The organism is Rubrivirga litoralis, assembly GCF_031846415.1.
In the GTDB taxonomy this organism is placed as follows: domain Bacteria; phylum Bacteroidota; class Rhodothermia; order Rhodothermales; family Rubricoccaceae; genus Rubrivirga; species Rubrivirga litoralis.
In genome coordinates, this window is sequence record NZ_JAVRHT010000002.1 from 99,421 (window position 1) to 118,258 (window position 18,838).

14 protein-coding genes are annotated in these 18,838 nt (G+C 75.5%); 13 read left to right on the forward strand and 1 reads right to left on the reverse strand.

Features of this window, described 5'->3' with window-relative positions:
- The first annotated feature begins 47 nt into the window (after positions 1-47).
- From RM540_RS01875 to RM540_RS01935, 13 genes are all read left to right on the forward strand, one after another.
- The gene (locus RM540_RS01875; protein WP_311661607.1) at positions 48-689 is read left to right on the forward strand and encodes an LON peptidase substrate-binding domain-containing protein; all 642 of its coding nucleotides are present in this window, start codon (positions 48-50) and stop codon (positions 687-689) included.
- A 171-nt stretch (positions 690-860) separates the two neighbouring features.
- A complete protein-coding gene (locus RM540_RS01880; protein WP_311661608.1) occupies positions 861-1,724 on the forward strand; it encodes an MBL fold metallo-hydrolase in 864 nt (287 codons plus the stop codon).
- Positions 1,725-1,964: 240 nt separating this feature from the next.
- Entirely contained in the window at positions 1,965-3,524 is a 1,560-nt protein-coding gene (locus RM540_RS01885; RefSeq protein ID WP_311661610.1) for a PAS domain S-box protein, read from the forward strand.
- Between the two features lie 108 nt (positions 3,525-3,632).
- Positions 3,633-4,172, forward strand: a complete 540-nt coding sequence (locus RM540_RS01890; protein ID WP_311661612.1) for a histidine kinase dimerization/phospho-acceptor domain-containing protein — start codon at positions 3,633-3,635, stop codon at positions 4,170-4,172.
- Between the two features lie 199 nt (positions 4,173-4,371).
- A complete protein-coding gene (locus RM540_RS01895; protein WP_311661614.1) occupies positions 4,372-5,376 on the forward strand; it encodes a tetratricopeptide repeat protein in 1,005 nt (334 codons plus the stop codon).
- A 398-nt stretch (positions 5,377-5,774) separates the two neighbouring features.
- On the forward strand, positions 5,775-9,761 hold the full coding sequence (gene porU, locus RM540_RS01900) for a type IX secretion system sortase PorU (protein WP_311661616.1): 3,987 nt from the start codon (positions 5,775-5,777) through the stop codon (positions 9,759-9,761).
- A 41-nt stretch (positions 9,762-9,802) separates the two neighbouring features.
- On the forward strand, positions 9,803-10,990 hold the full coding sequence (porV, locus tag RM540_RS01905; RefSeq protein ID WP_311661617.1) for a type IX secretion system outer membrane channel protein PorV: 1,188 nt from the start codon (positions 9,803-9,805) through the stop codon (positions 10,988-10,990).
- A 211-nt stretch (positions 10,991-11,201) separates the two neighbouring features.
- Positions 11,202-11,993 (forward strand): DUF92 domain-containing protein, encoded by a 792-nt coding sequence (locus RM540_RS01910; RefSeq protein ID WP_311661618.1) that lies wholly within the window; start codon positions 11,202-11,204, stop codon positions 11,991-11,993.
- 213 nt (positions 11,994-12,206) lie between these two features.
- On the forward strand, positions 12,207-13,553 hold the full coding sequence (locus tag RM540_RS01915) for a dicarboxylate/amino acid:cation symporter (protein WP_311661619.1): 1,347 nt from the start codon (positions 12,207-12,209) through the stop codon (positions 13,551-13,553).
- Entirely contained in the window at positions 13,553-15,136 is a 1,584-nt protein-coding gene (locus RM540_RS01920; protein ID WP_311661620.1) for a tetratricopeptide repeat protein, read from the forward strand. Before RM540_RS01915 ends, RM540_RS01920 begins: the two co-directional genes overlap by 1 nt.
- A 69-nt stretch (positions 15,137-15,205) precedes the next feature.
- Positions 15,206-16,555, forward strand: coding sequence for a hypothetical protein (locus RM540_RS01925; RefSeq protein ID WP_311661622.1), 1,350 nt, complete (start codon positions 15,206-15,208; stop codon positions 16,553-16,555).
- Entirely contained in the window at positions 16,552-17,835 is a 1,284-nt protein-coding gene (locus RM540_RS01930; RefSeq protein WP_311661623.1) for a hypothetical protein, read from the forward strand. Before RM540_RS01925 ends, RM540_RS01930 begins: the two co-directional genes overlap by 4 nt.
- A gap of 93 nt (positions 17,836-17,928) precedes the next feature.
- Positions 17,929-18,375 (forward strand): hypothetical protein, encoded by a 447-nt coding sequence (locus tag RM540_RS01935; RefSeq protein WP_311661625.1) that lies wholly within the window; start codon positions 17,929-17,931, stop codon positions 18,373-18,375.
- A gap of 169 nt (positions 18,376-18,544) precedes the next feature.
- Here the strand turns inward: RM540_RS01935 and RM540_RS01940 are convergent, their stop codons facing one another.
- Entirely contained in the window at positions 18,545-18,823 is a 279-nt protein-coding gene (locus tag RM540_RS01940; protein WP_311661627.1) for a hypothetical protein, read from the reverse strand.
- Positions 18,824-18,838 lie beyond the last annotated feature (15 nt).

The window sequence follows — 18,838 nt, forward strand, 5'->3', positions numbered from 1 at the left end:
AGAACCTCGCGCGGGAGACCGGGTAGGCACGGACCGCCCGCCGCTCCATGCCCGACGACCGCCTCCCCCTGTTCCCGCTCGGGCTCGTCCTCCTCCCGGGCGAGCCCGTCCCGCTCCACATCTTCGAGCCGCGCTACCGCGAGATGGTCCGCGTGTGCCTCGACGGAGACCAGCCGTTCGGCGTCGTCTACGCGTCCGAGACGGCGCTGGCCGCGGTCGGGAGCGCGGCCCGCATCGCCGACGTGACGACGACCTACGACGACGGCCGCCTCGACATCGTGGCCGTCGGCGAGTCCCGGTTCCGCGTCGTCGAGGTCCACCGCGACCAGAGCTACCTCACGGCCGACGTCGAACGGGTCGAGGACGAGGCCGAGGACGACGACTCGAAGGCCCGCCAGCGGGCGATCGCGCGGCATATGCGGCTGCTCGAGATGGCCGGCGAGGAGCCGCGGATCGACCGCTACAACGGGGTCGACAGCGTGTCGTTCATGATCGGCCGGAACGCCGGGCTCGACCTCGACGACAAGCAGCGGCTGCTCGAGATGCAGACGGAGGAGGCCCGCATCCGCTACCTCGCCGACCACCTGGGCTCGCTGCTCGTCCGCCTCAAGCAGGTCCGCGAGCTCCGCGACCTCGCCCGCGGCGACGGCCACGCCGAGGGCTTCCCCGACCTCGGCGGCGACGGGTAGGCCGGGAGGGTACCGGGTACCCGGGGGCGGGGCGGTCCCGCCGACCGGGGCGGTGGATAACTCGGGGGGCAACCACCCCGCCCCGCCCTTGACGCCGCGGGCGGGGCGGCCCTCATCTTCCCGTACCCCGTACCCCGTACCCCGTACCCCGTACCCCGTACCCCGTACCCCATGACCCACGGAGACTATCAGATCGACACCGTCGAAACCGGCCGCCTGGGGCTGGACGGCGGGGCCATGTTCGGGATCGTGCCCAAGCCGCTGTGGGAGAAGCGGATCGCGCCCGACGACCAGAACCGGATCCCGCTCGCCATGCGGTGCCTGCTCCTGCGCGGCCACGGCCGGACGGTCCTCGTCGACACCGGCGTGGGCGCCAAGGGCGACGACAAGTTCGAGCGGATCTACGCCGTCGACCACCAGCACTCGGCGCTCGGCGGGTCGCTGGCGGCGCTCGGCGTCGAGCCCGGCGACGTGACCGATGTGGTCCTCACGCACCTCCACTTCGACCACGCGGGCGGGGCGACCGAGCGCGGCCCGGACGGCGCCCTGCGGACGGCGTTCCCGAACGCGGCCTACCACGTCCAGCGGGCGCACTGGGAGTGGGCGCACGAGAGCGTGCGCGAGCAGGCCTCGTTCCTGGCCGAGAACATGGACCCGATCGAGGCCTCGGGCCAACTCGTCCTCGCTGACGGCGAGGTCAGCCCGTTTCCCGGCGTCTCCTACGTGCTCGTCCACGGCCACACGCGGGCGCAGCAGCTCGTGCTCGTCGAGGGCGGGGCGGCGGAGGGCGGGGCGGCCGCCCCGCTCCTGTTCGCCGCCGATCTCCTCCCGACGGCGGCGCACGTCCCGCTGCCCTGGGTGATGGCCTACGACATCGAGCCGCTCCAGACGCTCCGCGAAAAGGAGCGGGTGCTGACGCGGGCCGCCGACGAGGGCTGGACGGTCGTCTTCGAGCACGACGCCGAGGTGGCCGCCGCCCGCATCAAGCGGACCGAGAAGGGGTTCCGCGCGGCCGACGCGCGCGCGGCGTTCTGACGCCGCCCCGCCCGACGCGGGGGCGGGGCGGGAGTTGGCCGACTGGGCGGGGCGGAAGACCGCGCCCGAAGAGCGGAGCCCGCCCCGCCCGTGCCGCCCCGCCCGGGCGCTGGCGGGGCGGGTGCGGCACGTCGTTTGAACAGGGGAGGGGCGTCCTGCTCCACCCCGCCCTGCGACGGCGGGGCGCCTGCGTCGTCACGAAACGTGGCGGCCCGGGTGAAACCGTAACGGTGCCCGCCCATGCGCTCTCCCACACCGGCCGTCCGCGCCGCCCTGTTCGGCCTCGTCGTCGTCACGCTCGTGGCGGTCGCGGGGGCTGGCCTCCACCTGGCGGCCGTCGAGCGGGACGCCGAGGCGGCCGCGGGCACGGCGCTCCTCGCCCGGGCCTCGACCGTGGCCGCCGCGCTGGACGCCGCGCCGGGCCGGGCCGGGCGCGACGCGCTCGCTCCGTTCCAGGCGCCCGGTGCGGACGGCCGCCTCGTCCTCCTCGATGACCGCGGCGGCGTCCTCGCGGCCACCGACGACGCCCTCGCGCGCTCGGTCGACTGGCGCCGCGCGCTCTCGGCGGGGTCGGGCACGGTGCGCACGGTGCGTGGGCGGGGCGGCGAGCTCGTCGTGGCGCTCCACGCGGCGGCGCGCCCGGGCGGGGCGGTCGTCGCGGCCGTGCAGCCGCGCGCGGCGGCGGCCGGGGGCGCCGTGGTCGAGGCGCTCGTGGCGGCGCTCGCGCTCGGTGGCCTCCTCGCGGCCTCGCTCGCGGGCATGGCGTGGTACGCCGGCCCGCGGTCGTCGAAGGACCTCGCGCTCCTGGGCGAACGCCTCGCCCACGGCGGCGGCGACCCGGCCGCGCTCGTCCGTCACGGCGCTCGCTCGCTCGGCCCGCTCGCCGAGGCGCTGACGCCCCTGTCGGACCGGCTGGCGGCCCAGGACCGCGAGGTGAGCGGCGCGCGCGAGCACGTGGCCGCGCTGTACCAGACGAACCCGCACTACGTCGTCCTGTGCTCGCTCGGGGGCACGATCGTCGAGGCCAACCCGGCGTTCTACGCCGCCACTGGGCTCCCGCCCGACGTCGTGCGGGGCGGCCCGTTCGATGCGCTCCGCGAGACGTTCCCCATTGAGCCCCTGCTCGAGGCCGCCCGCCGGAGCCTCCGCGAAGGGAGCGCGATCTCGGGCGTCGAGTACGCCATCGTCGACCGCGACGACGAGACGCGCCCGGTCGAGGTCTCGCTCCGCGCGTTCTCGCTCGACGGCGACGACGTCGTGGTGATCCAGGCGACCGACCTGGCCCGCCAGAAGACGCTCGAACGCCGCGTGGCCGCTTTTAGCGACACGCTCGACCTCATGGTCGACCAGCGCGTGCAGCAGCTGACAGCCGGCCAGCAGGCGCTGCGGACGGTCCTCGACGCCGCTGGCATCGCGATCGCCTCGTTCGACGGGGGCGGGGCGACGAGCCGCTGGAACGGGGGCGCCCGCGCCCTGACCGGGCGCTCCATCGCCGAGGTCCCCCACTTTGCCGCCGTCACGTCGGTGTTCGGGCTGGACGCGGCCGAGCGGACGGCGTTTGCACAGTGGTTCTGGAGCCCGTCGGCCGAGCCGTTCGTGGCGCGGCACGCGGTCGGCGAGGGGGCCGAGGCCCGCACGCGCCAGGTCGTCTGGCAGCGCGTCCACGCCGACGTGTCGGGCCGGTCCGACCTCCGCACGTTGGTCGGCGTCGAGGTCCCGGCGTCCCTCGCCGTCGCCCCAGAGCGGGCGGGCGGGGCGGGGCGGTCGCCGGCGGTGGCGGCCCCGGAGGCCGCGGCGTAGCGGAGCCGCCGCCCCGCCCGGCCACCCCGCCCGACCAAGTGGGGCGGGGCGGGCGAGGGGCGCGGCCGTCCGGCGCTAGCTTTGGGCGCCCGCCTTGCCGCCCCGCCCATGCCCCCGCCCACCGTCCTCCTTGTTGGCCCCGACGCCGAGCAGTGGGCGGCCCGCGCCGACGCCGACGTGACGGCGGCTCCCGACCTCGACGCCGCCCGGGCGTACCTCGCCGGGACCGTGTTCGACGCGGTCTGGGTGCAGGACGGGCTCCCCGTCGCCGGCCTCCGGGCGCTCCGCGACGCGCTCGGCCTGGCGACGACCGTCGGGGCCGTCGCGTCGTACGACGACGTGGTAGGCCACCTTGCACGGGCGGGCGAGCCGGCAGCCGGCGGACGGGCGGGGCGGTCGACGAGCGATGAGCGCCAGGCGCTCGTCGAGCTTCGGGACGAGATGAGCCGCGTGGCCCACGCGCTCAACAACCCGCTCTCGGTGATCGCGGGGAACGCTCAGCTGGGGCTGGAACTAGGGAACGCGCTCGGGCTCGACCCCGACGTGCAGGCCACGTTCGAGGAGATCCAGCAGGCAGCCACCGATCTGGGCGACTTGTTCAGCGAGGTGGCCGCGCTGCGCGCCCGGATCGACCGGCTCCTGTCTTGACGGCCGAGCGGTCGGGCCGTTGCGCCGCCCCGCCCGTAACGGGAGCGCGACCGGGACACGAATCAGGCGGGGCGGGAGGCCCCGGAAGACGCCCTACGTGGTGGGACGGTCTGAGGCGAGCGGTTTAAGCAGGGGCGGGGGCGGGCCGATAAAACGGGGGTCCGGCAGCCGCGCCGGCTTTCCCCCGACCCCCCCGCTCATGCCGTCCGCACCCATCAACCCGGCGCACGAGGTCGAGCACATCGACCGCGTCACCGCCGCCCTCAGCGGGCGCCCCGAGCCGGTGAGGCTGCGGTGGGACCGGGCGCTCGACCACCTCGGGCAGGCCCGCGTGTACGACGCGTTCCTCGAGTTCAACGAGCTCCTCAAGGGCTCGCTCGACCCGCTGACCCGGACGCACGTCCAGCTCCAGGCCATCCGGTGCCTCCGCGACGCGCCCGTCGAGCGGGTCAAGACCGAGCTCGCGCTCGTCGAGCCCCAGGACGCGTTCCAGACCATGGTCCTCGACTACCGCCTGGGCTGGCTCATGCGGCACCGGCTGATGAGCTTGGCCGCCGCGCTCCAGTACTTCGACCGGGTCCGCGAAGAGGCCCGCCGGCTGGGGAGCCGGCCGTGGGAGATCGCCGCGCTGCTCCAGAAGGCGACGACGCTCATGGCCGAGGGCGGCCACGAGCAGGGGATGGAGGTGTGCGCGCGGGTGTACAACCTGAGCCGGCGGAACGGGCTCGTCGAGTACATCCCGAAGTCGCTCATCTACAAGGGCTACGCGCTCGTCAAGCTGGGCCGGCACCACGCCGGCGAGGAGGCGCTCCAGAAGGCGTTCGAACTGGCGACGCGCAACGACCTCAAGGCCGAGCAGGGGCTCGCGCTCCACCAGCTGGCCCAGATCTACCACTACGACTGCAAGTTCTACGGCCTCGCGCTCGAATACTACCAGCAGACCCGCGACGTGCTCGCCGGCGTGCCGGTGTGGCCGTCGCTGCTGGAGCGCATCGGCGAGGACGAGGCGCTGGCCCAGCGCGAGCTCTCCGAGCTCGACATCGCCAAGATCCTCGGGCCGATCCCCATCAACAAGCTCCGGCAGGAGTACCTCACGAGCCTCGTCAACGGGTTCGTCGGCATCCCGGGCATCGACAACCGGAGCCAGCTGGGCGAGCGGATCGGGCTCACGCGGCAGGCCATCCATCGGAACATCAACAGCTAGAGCCCCCTCCGGGTGGGTACGGGGTACCGGGTACGAGGTACGATCCGATCTGATCTCGGCGCGCTCGTACCGAGTACCCGGTACCTCCCTGCACGTTGCTCTAGACCGCCCCGCCCCGCGCCCGCCGTTCCGGGCGGGGTGGCACGGCCGGGGCGGGGCGGCAGGCCTGGGAGCGGGGTGGTCTCTGCCGCTCGTTGCCCCGCGGCCGTCCCCGCGCAGGCGCCGGCTGATGGACGGCCCGGGGCACGCCCGGACGCCTTGCCGCCCGTCCCACCCCGCCCCTATCTTTTCCGTCCCCACCGCGCCCCGGCGAGACCCCATACGAGTTCGTGCTACGCCTGCGTAGGCCGCCCTACGCGTTCCTAAGGACCCCCAGCCTTGCTGGCCTGCACGCCCTCATGCCGCGTCTCGTCGCCCTCTGCGCCTTGTTCGTCGCCGTTTCGGCGGCGGCCCAGACCGGGCAGACGTACCGGGCAGCCGAGCCCGACGGCGCCAGGCTCCGCGTCGTGGCCGAGGACGCCGCGTCGCTGACCGTCGAGGTCACCGCGGACTGGGCGGCGCCGCTCGCCGAGGTCGTCGGGCGGGGCGGCTCGCCGGCGTCGCTCGCCTTGCTCGCCGCGGCCGGGCGCCCCGTGCTCACGCACGGCGTCGACCTGATGACGGCCGCCCCGCCCCCCGCGACCGTCGTCGCGTTCGAGGGCGAGGAGGTGCGGCTGGACGCCGCGACGGCCGAGGCGCTGGCCGGGTTGGCCCAGCCCGCCGCCGAGGTCGTGAACGTCGGCCGCTACCGGCGGCGGCTCGTGGGCACGCTGGCCGTCGCCGTGCTCCGCGTCGAGGGCGACCGCCTGATCCGCACCCGGCGCGCCGTGGTCCGCGTGCCGCGCCCGCCGGTCACGGCCGCGCTCGCGGCGGCCCGCGTGGGCGGGGCGGCGCCGGTCACGCGGAGCGTGCTCGACGAGGGCACGTGGTTCAAGATCCCGGTCTCGCAGGCCGGCGTCTACCGCATCGACGCGGCCTACCTCCGCGACGGGCTGGGCGTCGAGAACGCCGACCTCGCGCGCGTCCAGGTCTACGGCACCGGCGCCCGCATCCTCCCCGCCCCCAACGCCGCGCCCCGCCCGCGCGATCTCCTGGAGGTCCCCACGCTCGCCGAGGGCGGGGCGGTCCTGTTCTACGCCGAGGGGCCGACGTTCGCCGACGCGCCGTCGTGGTGGGACTGGGTGCCGGCGACGGCGACCGAGGCGGGGTACTGGAGCCACGACATCAGCCCGTTCTCGCGCGTCTCGTACTACTTCGTCCGCGTCGACGCGCCGGCCCCGCGCCGCCTGGGCGCCGCCGCGTTCCCCGACTGGCCCGACGCCGCCCCGCTCGCGACGGTCGCGGACCGCGTGTTCTACGAGGAGGACGTGACGAACTGGGAGCGCGACGAGAGCGGGTCCGGGCTGGACTGGTTGGGGCCGGACTTCGCGCAGGCGGGGGGGCAGATCACGGTCCTCCAGGGCGTCGACCCGCCCGGCCTCGGCGCCGCGCGCGTGTCGTACCGGGCGCGCGTGGCGGCCCGCGCCAACCCGCCCGTGACGATCACGGCGAGCGTCGACGGGCAGGCGGTCGCGACGGCCCGCCCGCGCCGCGTCTTCGACCTGACGGCCTCGGCCGAGCGCAACCTGATCGAGGACGCGTTCATGGACTGGAGCGTCGAGAGCCCGTCGAGCCTCGCCGTCACGCTCGCAAAGGCGGGCGGCAACGCGGGCGCGTTCGCGTGGCCCGACTGGGTCGAGGCCGTGGTCGAGCGCGCGCCGGTCGCCGCGGGCGGGGCGCTCGCGTTCCCCACGCCGGGCGGGCGGGCGGGGCGGTTCGAGGTCGCGCTCCAGGGGTTCGCGTCCGAGCCCGAGGTCTGGGACGTCACGGCGCCCGACGCCGTCCGCCGCCTGGGCGTGCGGGCCGCCGCGGGCGCGTGGCGCGTCCAGGTCGAGGCCACCGACCCCGACCGGCCCCGCGAGCTCTACGCCTTCACCGCGGGCGCCGTGCGCACGCCGGCCGGCCTCGCGGGCGGGGCGGTGGCCGTGCCCAACCAGAACCTCCACGGCGTGACCGGGGCGCCGGCCTACGTCGTCGTCGCGCACCCCGCGTTCCTGGACCCGGCGCGGCGCCTCGCCGAGCGGCGGCGGACGCGGGACGGGCTCGAGCCGGTCGTGGTCACGACAGACCAGGTGTACAACGAGTTCGCGGGCGGGGCGCCCGACATGCGGGCCGTCCGCGACTACATGAAGTTCCTCTACGACCGGGTCCCGGCCGAGAGCGCGCCCCGCTACCTCCTCCTGTTCGGCGACGGCCACTACGACTTCCGCGGCCTCAAGAGCCCGGCGCCCAACTACGTCCTCCCGTACGAGACGGAAAACATGTTCAGCCGGACGGACTCGTACACGTCCGACGACTACTTCGGCCTCCTCGACGACGACGAGGGCGACTGGGAAAACGATCGGAGCGGGCGCCAGATGCTCGATGTCGGCGTCGGGCGGCTCCCGGTGCGGACCGCGCAGGACGCCGCCGCGGTCGTGAACAAGATCGTCCGGTACGAGGACCCGGCCACGTTCGGGCCGTGGCGGGGCGAGTTCACGTTCGTCGCCGACGACCAATTCCCGAACCCGTGGGACACCGACCTCCACGTGCTCAACGCCGACGTCACGGCCGAGCAGACGCAGGCCCGCGACTCCAGCGTGACGCTGGCCAAGATCTACGGCCCGTCCTACCCGCTCACGCGGACGGCCCGGGGCGCCCGCCGGCCCCAGATGAACGAGGCCATCGAGGAGGCCGTCAACCGCGGCACGCTCGTCTGGAACTACAGCGGCCACGGGAGCCCCGACAAGCTGGGCGACGAGAACTACCTCACGCGCGAGATGGTCGAGCGGTTCGACAACCCCGACCGGCTCCCGGTCTTCGTCACCGTCACGTGCTCGGTCGGCAAGTTCGACATCCCCGACCAGCAGAGCCTGGCCGAGCAGATCCTGCTCCGGCCCGACGGGGGCGGCGTAGCCATGCTCACGACGGTCCGGCTCGTGTACACGAACACCGACCCCGGCCCGGACAACAACTTCGGCCTCAACATCGAGCTCTCGCGCCAGATGGTCGCGCGCGAGCCCGACGGCCGCCCCGCCCGGCTCGGCGACGCCCTCGTGCGGACCAAGCGGGCGCTCGTGACGGGCAGCATCAACCCGCGCAAGTTCAACCTCCTCGGCGACCCCGCGCTCCGGCTCGGGCTCCCCGAGCGGCGCCTCGACGTAGCCGCCCCGCCCGTGCTCACGGCGTTCGAGCGAGCCACGGTCTCGGGCCGGGTGCTCGGGCCGGACGGCGCCCCCGACCCCACATTCGCCGGCGAGGTCGACGTCACGGTCTACGACGCCGCCCGCGTCGTCGACCTCCCCGAGGACACGTGCGCGCGGCGGACCGGCGGCCGGTGCTACACCGATTCCGACGACGAGGGCGTCCGCGGCGAGTACGTCGACCAGACGGCGCGGATCTACGCCGGCCGCGCGCGGGTGGAGGGCGGGGCGTTCTCGACTGAGTTCCTCGTGCCCCAGGACGTGTCCTACTCGGGCCTCCCCGCCCGCGTCGTGGCCTACGCGGCCGGCGCGGCGGCCGACGGCTCCGGCGTGACCGAACGCCCCCGCGTCTCGGCCGAGGCCGGCACGCGGCCCGACGACGGGGCCGGCCCCGAGATCCGCCTGTTCGTCGGCGACTCCACGTTCGTCGACGGCGGCGAGGCCCCGCGCGGCGCCCCGCTCGTGGCCCGGCTCTCGGACCCCAGCGGGATCAACACGGTCGGTGCCGGGGTGGGCCACGAGCTGCTCCTGACGATCGACGGCGACGCCGCCTCGGCCGTCGACGTGGGCCGGTTCTACCAAGGCGACCTGGGCACCTTCCGCTCGGGGACCGTCCGCGCCCCGCTCCCCGACCTCGCCCCGGGCGAGCACACGCTCCAGCTGACGGCCTGGGACGCGCTCAACAACGCCTCGACGGCCGAGATCCGCGTCGTCGTGGTCGAGGAGGAGCTGGCCGTCGAGAACGTGTTCCCCTACCCGAACCCGACGGCCGGGCCGACCCGGTTCACGTTCGAGCACAACCAGCCGGCGGGGACGCCAGCCGAGCTCCAGGTCCGCATCTACACCGTCGCCGGCCGGCCCGTCCGCACGATCGACGGCGACGAGGCGCTCCCCGGCGGCGTCCTCGTCGGGCGCACCGTCCAGGTCCCGTGGGACGGGCTGGACGACGACCGCGACCGGCTCGCGACCGGGGTCTACCTGTTCCGCCTCCGCCTGGCCGCCGGCGACGCGGCCGGCGGCTCGCGCGTCGTCGAGCGCGTCGAGCGCCTCGCCATCATCCGCTAACGCCCGTTCTCCGCTTACCGCCCCGCCCGGGGCTCCTCCCCATGACCCGCTCCCGCCTCACGCTCCTCGCCGTCGCCCTCGGCGCCGCGCTGGCCGCGCCGCCGGCCGACGCCCAGAACCGCCAGGTCCTGACGACGGCCGTCCCGTTCCTCCAGATCGAGCCCGACAGCCGCGCGGCCGGCATGGGCATGACCGGCGTGGCCCTTGCCGACAACGCCTACGCCCCGTTCTGGAACCCGGCCGGGCTCGCCGAGCAGGACGGCGCCCAGGTCTCGTTCACGTACGCCCCCTGGCTCCCGGCGCTGGGGACGGACCTCGCGTACAACTACCTCACGGGCGTCTACGGGCTGGGCTCGGCCGGCACGCTCGGCGGCCACTTTACCTACTTCGACCTGGGCGAGCAGATCGCGACCGACGAGCGGGGCGAGTCGCTGGGCACGTTCTCGTCGTACGAGATCGCCGCCGGCGTCTCCTACGGGTACCCCGTAACCGAGAACCTCTCGGTCGGGACCGGCGCCCGGTTCATCTACTCGAACCTCACGGGCGGCGCTAGCCTCGGCCCCTCGACGCCGGTCGACGCGGCCGCCTCGTTCGGGGTCGACCTGGGCGTCAAGTACACGGCCCCCGACATCGGGCTGGGCGAGTCGTCGCGGCCCTCGGTCGCGTTCAACCTCGCCAACATGGGGCCGCGCATCTCCTACACCGAGAACAACGACTTCCCCGACGCCATCCCGACGACGCTCCGGTTCGGGGGCGCGCTCGACACCAAGATCGACGAGTTCAACCGGATCATCGTCGCCCTCGACCTCAACAAGGTCCTCGTCAACGGCGAGGTCAACGAGGAGGGCCGGCTCGAGTTCGACCCGTTCTACAAGGCCCTCTTCTCGTCGTGGGGGTCGCGCGAGGTGGCGTCCACGTTCGACCCGGAGGGACGGACGTGCGACGAGCGCCGCGAGGATCCCGAGGCCCCGCAGTGCGAGACGATCAGCGCGCTGAAGTCGCTCACGCTGGGGGCTGGGCTCGAGTACTGGTACAACGACCTGCTCGCGCTCCGCGGCGGGTACTTCTACGAGGACCCGGCCAACGGGAACCGCCAGTTCCTGACGCTGGGGACCGGCATCCGGTACAGCCTCGTCGGCGTCGACATCTCGTACATCTACGCGCTCGAGGAGGAGTCGCCGCAGTCCAACCAGCTCCGGTTCTCGCTCCTCCTCAACATCCCGCGCTAGGGGAGGGATGGGGGATGGGAGGGATGAGCAGACGGTTTTCCCTCGCCCGCCCCGCCCCTGCGTTGCAGGCCGTCCGCCGCCCCGCCCGCGTCCGTGGGCGGGGCGGTGCGCGGTTGAGGCCCCCGCCCCGCCCGCACGCGCCGCAACGGGCGGGGCGGAGCGGGGGACGCTGCGCATTCCCTCATCCCTCCATCCCCCATCCCTCCATCCCGTGACCGCCCCGCCCCTCGTCGCGCTCGCCGCGGCCGCCGCGTTCGGAGCGGCCGCCTACGGCGCCCGCGCGCTGACGGCGGGCGGGGCGGTGGCCGGGGCGGCGCTCGGGTGGATGCTGCTGGCGTGGGGCGGGGCGGCGTGGGCGGCGCCGGCGCTGACGTTTTTCGTGCTGTCGAGCGCGCTCTCGCGGGCGGGGCGGCGGCGGAAGCGGTCGGCCGAGGCGCTCGCGGCCAAGGGCGGCCGGCGCGACGCGGCGCAGGTGGCGGCGAACGGGGGCGTGGCCGCGGCGTGCCTCGCGGCCTGGGCGGTCTGGCCCGCCGCCCCGCTCTACGGCGCCTTCGTGGGCGCCTTCGCGGCGGCGGCGGCGGACACCTGGGGGACCGAGGTCGGGACGCTCGTCGGCGGCCCGACGCGGCGGCTGGGCGTCGGCGGCCGCGTCCCGCCCGGCACCTCGGGCGGGGTGTCGGCGGCGGGCACGGCGGGCGCCGCGGCCGGGGCGCTCTCGGTCGCGCTCGCGGCGGCCCTGGCGGCGCCGGCGCTCGGGGGCGGGGCGGCGCTGGCCGTCGCCGCGGCGGGCCTCGCGGGGGCGTTCGCGGACACGGCGCTCGGGGCGACGCTCCAGGCCCGCTTCCGCGCGCCGGACGGGTCGCTCACGGAGCGCCCGGCGGAGGCGGGGAGGGCGCTCCCGCTGGCGGCGGGGCGGCGGTGGCTGGGGAACGACGGGGTCAACCTGATCTGCACGCTCGTCGGGGCGGCGCTGGGCGCGCTGGTGGTGGGCGGGGTGGGGTAGGGGAGGGGAGGGGCGCTCGGACGGGGGGGCTGGCCGCTGCCGCCCCGCCCGCGGAGCCGCCCCGCCCGCGGAGTCCGCCCCGCCCGCCGTCTCGTGGGCGGGGCGGGGCCGCGTACGGACGGGCGGGGCGGGCCGTTGGGGTGGAGCGGGTGGCCCCGCGCCGCCGAGGCCCGGCGGTAGCTTCCGCCGACCCACCCCGCCCCCTACGCGCCCATGCCCTGGTACCGGAAGCTCCACTGGCAGATCATCCTCGGCCTGCTGCTCGGGCTCGGGTTCGGCGTCGTCGCGGCGGCCGAGGGGTGGGGGCCGTTCGTGGACGCGTGGGTCCAGCCGTTCGGGACCATCTTTATCACGGCGCTCAAGCTGATCGCCGTCCCGCTCGTGCTCGCCAGCCTCATCACGGGCGTGGCCTCGCTGTCCGACCTGCGGAAGCTGTCGCGGATCGGGGGCAAGACGATCGGGATCTACATGGTCACGACGGCTATCGCCGTCACGCTGGGCGTGCTCCTGGCGGACCTGATCCAGCCGGGCAAGGCGTTCTCGCCGGCCCTCCGCGACGACCTCGTGTCCGCGTTCGGGGCCGACAGCCAGGCCCGCGTGGCCGACGCCGCGGCGGTCGGCGAGCGCGGGCCGCTCCAGTTCCTCGTCGACGCCGTGCCGGAGAACGTGTTCGCCGCCTTCGGCGACAACGCGAACATGCTCCAGGTGGTCGTCGTGGCGCTGCTGCTGGGGATCGGGCTGGTCCAGGTGCCGAAAGAGCGGGGCGCGCCGGTGCTGGCCTTTTTCGAGGGGCTGAACGACGTGGTCATCCGGCTCGTCGACCTCGTCATGCTGCTGGCGCCCATCGGCGTGTTCGCGCTCCTGGCCGACACGATCGTGAGCGTGGCCGGCGACGACCCCGGCCGCATCCTCAGCCTGCTCTCGGGGCTCGGGTGGTACTGCTTCGTGGTCCTCCTCGGGCTCGGCCTCCACACGGTCGTCGTCTACCCGACGCTGCTCCGGCTGTTCACGCCGATCGGGCTGAAGACGTTTTTCCAGGGGATCGGGCCGGCCCAGCTCGTCGCCTTTTCGACGTCGTCGAGCGGGGCGACGCTGCCGGTCACGATGGAGCGGTGCGAGGAGAAGCTGGGGGTGTCGGAGGAGGTCTCGTCGTTCGTGCTCCCGCTCGGGGCGACCATCAACATGGACGGGACGGCGCTCTACCAGGCCGTCGCCACGCTGTTTATCGCCCAGGCGTTCAGCCTCGACCTGGGCCTGGGCGCCCAGGTCACGATCGTGCTGACGGCCGTGCTCGCGTCTATCGGGACGGCGGCCGTGCCCGGGGCCGGCATCATCATGCTCGTCATCATCCTGGAGGCCGTCGGCGTGCCGGCGGCCGGGATCGCCCTCATCCTGGGCGTCGACCGCATCCTCGACATGTGCCGCACGGTCGCGAACGTGACCGGCGACGCGACCGTCGCGACCGTGATCGCGGCGAGCGAGGGGCAGCTCCGCCCGCCCGACCTGTCCGAAGACCGCGACCGCGTCGTGATCACCCCGCCCCAACCCGCCGTCGCCTGATGACCCGCCCCGCCCGTCTGCTCGCCCTCGTCCTTGTTGCCGCCCCGCTCGCGGGCGCTCCGTTTGCGGGCGGGGCGGCGCGTGCCCAGGCGGCGGCGGACGCCCCCGCAGAGGCGGGCGGGGCGGCGCTCGGCGCGGCCGAGCGGGCAGCGCTGGGAATCGAGACCGACGCCGGCGCCGCGCTCTACGCCCAGGGCCGGGCCGACGCGCTCGCGTTCCGCCTGGACGACGCCCGCCGCGCGTTCCGGCGCCTCGGCGAGCTCGAGCCCCGCTCGACGGCTGGCGCCTACGGCCTCGAATCGGCCGCGCTCTGGGCCTCGCTCGCCGCCGAGGACGACGCGGCGCTCGACCGCTTCTACGTGCTCAACGACTCGCTCGCGGACCTCGCTGACCGGGCGTCGACGCCGGCGGGGCGGCTGGCCGCGGCGACGGCCCGGCTGCACCGGGCGATCGCGATGGGCCGCCAGGAGCGGTACGCGCGCGCCGGGCTCGCCTTCCGCGACGCCTGCGGCCGGTTCCGCGACCTGGACGCCGCGGTCGGGCCGGACGCCGACTTTGGGCGGGGCGTGTGCGAGGTGGCCGCGGGCGCCATCCCCCGCCAGTACCGTTTTCTGGCCCGCCTGCTCGGGTTCTCGGGGAGCGTGGCCGGCGGGCTGGAGCGCCTGGACGCGGCGGGGCGGGGCGGCGGGGCGCTGGCCGCCGAGTCCGTCATCGGACTCGCGATCTCGGACGCCACGCTCAACGAGCGCCGAGGAGGCGGGGTGGCGCGCGTCGAGGCGCTCGCGGACGCCCACCCGGACAGCCCGCTCGTGGCTTATCTGGAGGGCTACCTCCTGCTCCTCGACCGCCGCGCCGAGGACGCCGAGGCCGCCTTCCGCCGCGCCCGCGCCGCGCTCGACGCGCCGGGCGTCACCGACATCCCGCTCGTCGACGCCAACCTCGGCGTCGCGCTGTTCCGGCAGGACCGCTTCGACGAGGCCCGCGAGCTGCTAGAGGCGTTCGTGCGGACGTACCGCGGGCCGTCGCTCGTGGCGCAGTCGACGCTCATGGCCGGGATCGCGGCCGAGATGAGCGGGGACCGCCGCGGCGCCGAGGCGCTGTACCGGCGCGTCCGCGCGAGGCGCGACTACGACTCCGACGTCTCGGCCGAGCGCGAGGCCGAGCGCCGCCTGGAGGCGCCCATGACGGCGTCGGAGCGCGCGCTCCTCCTGGGCCAGAACGCGTTCGACGCCGGCCGCTACGAAGACGCGGTCCGCGTGCTCCAGCCCATCGTGACGGGCGCCGACCTCCCCGCCCTCGACCGCGCCGAGGCCGCCTACCGGACCGGCCGGGCCTACCAGGCGACCGAGCAGTGGGCCGACGCGCTCCGCCACTTTAAACTGGCCATCGACAACCCCGGCGACCCGCTCGCCAAGTGGGGGCCGTGGGCGCTCTACCACACGGGCGAGGTGTACGAGGCCGAGGGCCAGACGGCCGAGGCGCGCGAGGCGTACGAGGGCGTCCTCGACAACGAGACGGAGTTCGACTACCATAAGTCGCTCGAGCAGCGGACGCGGGCGGCGCTCGAACGCCTCGGCCGCTAGGCTCCGCCGCCTGGGCGGGGCGGTCGCGCCTGGTCTCGCCCTCGCGCCCCGCGCCGCCCTCCCCGCCCGATGCCGCCGACTCCGCTCACGGTCTTCCTGGTCCTGCTCGCCGCTCTGGCGGCGCCCGCGGCGGCCCAGATCACCCTGACCCCGTGCACGCTCTACGACGCGAGCGGGGTGGCGCAGGCGGGGCCGCCCCTGGACCGCCCCGCCCTGGCCGAGCGGCGCGGCGGCGCGGCGACCGTCGTGCGGACGGAGGGCGGGGCGGCCACGTTCGAGGTGACGTACACGGGCTTTACGCCGCAGGCGCAGGCGGCCTTCCAGGCGGCCGTCGACGTGTGGGCCGAGCACGTCGCCTCGCCGGTGCCGATCCGCATCGACGCGCAGTTCGAGTCGCTCGGGGCGAACGTGCTGGGCTCGGCCGGGCCGCGAATCGTCCCCGACCCGCCCGGGGCGCCGGTCCGCAACACGTTCTACCCGACCGCGCTCGCGAACGCGCTCGCGGGGCGCGACCTGCTCCCGGGTGCGTCCGACATCGAGGCCACGTTCAACAGCGACTTCGACCGCTTCTCGTTCGCGCTCGACGGGACCGTGCCGGCGGGGCGGTACGACTTCGTTACGGTCGTGCTCCACGAACTGGGCCACGGGCTGGGCTTTCTCGGCTCGGGCCGCGTGGACGACGGCGCCGACGACGCCGAGTGCGCGGCGGGCACGGCCGGCGTCGGGTGCTGGGGCTACCCGGCCGCGCTCGCCGACCTCCCGCTCGTCTTCGACCGCTCGGTGGAGGACCGAGCGGGGCGGTCCTTCCTGGACCCCAGCGTCTACCCCAACCCCTCGCGCGCGCTGGGCGCGCTGCTCCAGAGCGGGGACCTGTACGTCGCCGCGCCGACCGTCGTCGCCGTCCACGGCGGGATGCGCCCCGAGGTGTGGGCGCCCGAGCCGGCCGAGGCGGGCTCGTCGTTCTCGCACTGGGACGAGGTCGCGTTCGGGGCCGGGACGCCGAACGCGCTCATGACGCCGCGCATCGGCACGGGCGAGACGTACCGCGATCCGGGCTCGATCACCTGCGCCTTTTTCCAGGACATGGGCTGGCGCTTGGGCGCCGGGTGCACGCGGCTCACCGGAGGTGGGAGCGTGTCCGCCGCCGCCCCGCCCGCCCCGCTCGCGCTTCTCGCCGCCGGGCCGAACCCGTTCCGCGGCGCGACGGCCGTCCGCCTCCAGGTGCCGACGGCGCAGCACGTCTCGGCCGTCCTGGTGGACGCCCTCGGGCGCGACGTGCGGACGGTCTACGACGGCGCCGTCGGGGCGGGGCGGACCCGGCTCCGCGTCGACGCGGCCGGGCTCCCGGCGGGCGCCTACTGGCTCCGCGTCCAGACCGAGGCGGGCACGACCGGGCTCCCGCTCGTCCACGTCCGGTGAGGCGCGCGGCTCTCGTGGCGCTCCTCGCGCTGGGCGGGGCGGCGCTGAGCGGGGCGGCGGCGCAGACCGCCCCGCCCGAGACGCGCGGGGCGGTGCGGTGCGTGCTCCCGGTCGTCGAGACGCAGGCAGAGGCCCCGGGGGCGGGGCGGCGGGCGCGTGCGGCGCCGTGCGACCCGGCCGAGCGGGGTGCCAGCTTCGAGGTGACGTACACGGGCTTTAGCGCCGAGGCGCAGGCCGCCTTCCAGGCCGCCGTCGACACGTGGTCGTGCCTCATCCGGTCGGACCAGACGGTCCGCATCGCGGCCGAGTGGACGGGGCTGAGCGCGACGACGCTGGGCTCGGCCGGGCCGCGCCTCGTCCGCAACGCGGACGGCCTCCCCGCCCGCGACGTGTGGTACCCGGCGGCGCTCGCGGACCAGCTCGCGGGGCGCGACCTAGAGCCCGGGGCGCCCGACGTCGAGGCGTCGTTCAACAGCGACTTTCCGGCGTGGCACGTCGGGCTCGGGCCGACGCCGTCCGACCAGTTCGACCTCTACACGGTCGTGCTCCACGAGATCGCCCACGGCCTGGGCTTCGTCGGCGGGCTCTCGGTCGAGGACGGCGTCGGCGTCGTGGGGCGGGACGACGTGGGCGGGCCGTTCGCGTACGACCTCCACGCCGAGGACGCGTTCGGCACGCCGCTGCTCGACACGCGCGCTTATCCGGCCCCGTCGGTGCGCCTCGCCGCCGCGCTCACGTCGGCCGTCCGGTTCAGCGGCCGGGCCGTCCGCCGCGTGCGGAATGCGCCGGTCGCGCTCTACGCCCCGCCCCGCTGGCTCCCGGGCGGCTCGTACTCGCACCTCGACGACGTGGCGTTCGAGCCCGGCTCGCGCGACGGCCTGATGTCCCCGTTCGTCGCGCGCGGCGAGGCGGTCGACCGGCCCGGCGACGTGACGTGCGCCGTCCTCGCCGACGTCGGGTGGACGCTCGCCGGCGCGTGCCGCGCGGCCGTCGGCGACCTCGCGCCCGAGCGGGGCGGGGTGGAGGTCGTGCGGACCGGCCCCAACCCGTTCCGCTCGCGGACGTCGCTCCGCGTGGTGAGCGCGGCGGCCGGGCTCGCGCGGGCCGTCCTCGTCGACGTCCGCGGGCGCCGCGTGGCGGACCTGGGCACGACGGCCGTTCTCCCGGAGCGCCCGTTCGAGGTCGTCGTCGAGGCGGCCGGGCTGGCGACGGGCGTCTACGTCGTGGACCTCCGTGTCGGAGCGGGGCGGGTGGCGGTGCCGCTGACGGTCGTGCGGTAGGGCTTGACCTGGGCGGGTCCCTCTCCACCCCGCCCTTGTCCCGCGGGCGGGGTGGCGTACGTTCTACCTCTGATCCCGCCCGTGGTCGCCGACATGAGCGCCTCGACCCTCACCGTCACCGCCCTCGTTTCGGTCGTGCTCGCGTGGGTCGGCCTCACCATCTGGAATCAGGCTGCCCGCGCTCGGGTCGACGACATGGGGCCGGAGATCGCGATCGCCTTCCAGACCTACTTCGCCCCGTACGCCGAGCGGGGCGAGCTCGCGCCCCCGGCCTACTGGGACTTCCGCCTCGGGTGGGTCGTCGAGTACCCGCCTGGCGTGGCGGAGTACGTTCCGGGCGAGGGTACGGAGGGGATGACTCCCGAGTCTGACCTCGTGGCCGTGGCCGTACGCGAGGACGCGGCGACCGGCGAGCGCTGGCCGGTGTGGATGTGGGGCGTGTGGGTCGGCGCCGTCCCCCCGCTCCTGTTCCACGGCCTGTTCGGCGTGGCGTCGCTGGGACTCCTCGCCCTCTGGCTGCGGCTCCGCGCCGCCGGCTGACGCGCCGCGGTGAGCGCGGGCGGGGCGGGCGCGCTGTGGCAAAGACGCCGCCCCGCCCGGGGCCACCCCGCTCGGGCGCTGGCAACGGTCGGCGACGCTTGGTTGGGGCCGCCCCGCTGTCGTCCGCCCCGCCCGCCGCCGTTGCCCCGCGCCGTTGCATGGGACGGCGCTACTCCACCGGCACCACCTGCCCCGTCCCGTCGACGGTGAAGCCGGCCGGGGGCGGGGTGGTCGGGAAGTCCGAGATCGAGACGCCCGTGGCCTCCGATCCCGCCCAGTCGTCGGGGACGTAGTGCGTGTGGCTCCCGTGCGAGATCCCGTGCCACCCGCGCGGGCTCACGACGCCGGTCTCCGACGCCCGCAGCCCGAGCACGTCCGACAGCGCGAACCCGACGAGGACGGCGAGCGCGACGAGGACGACGAGGCGGACAGTCCGGCGGGGCGGCATGGCGGGGACCAGGAG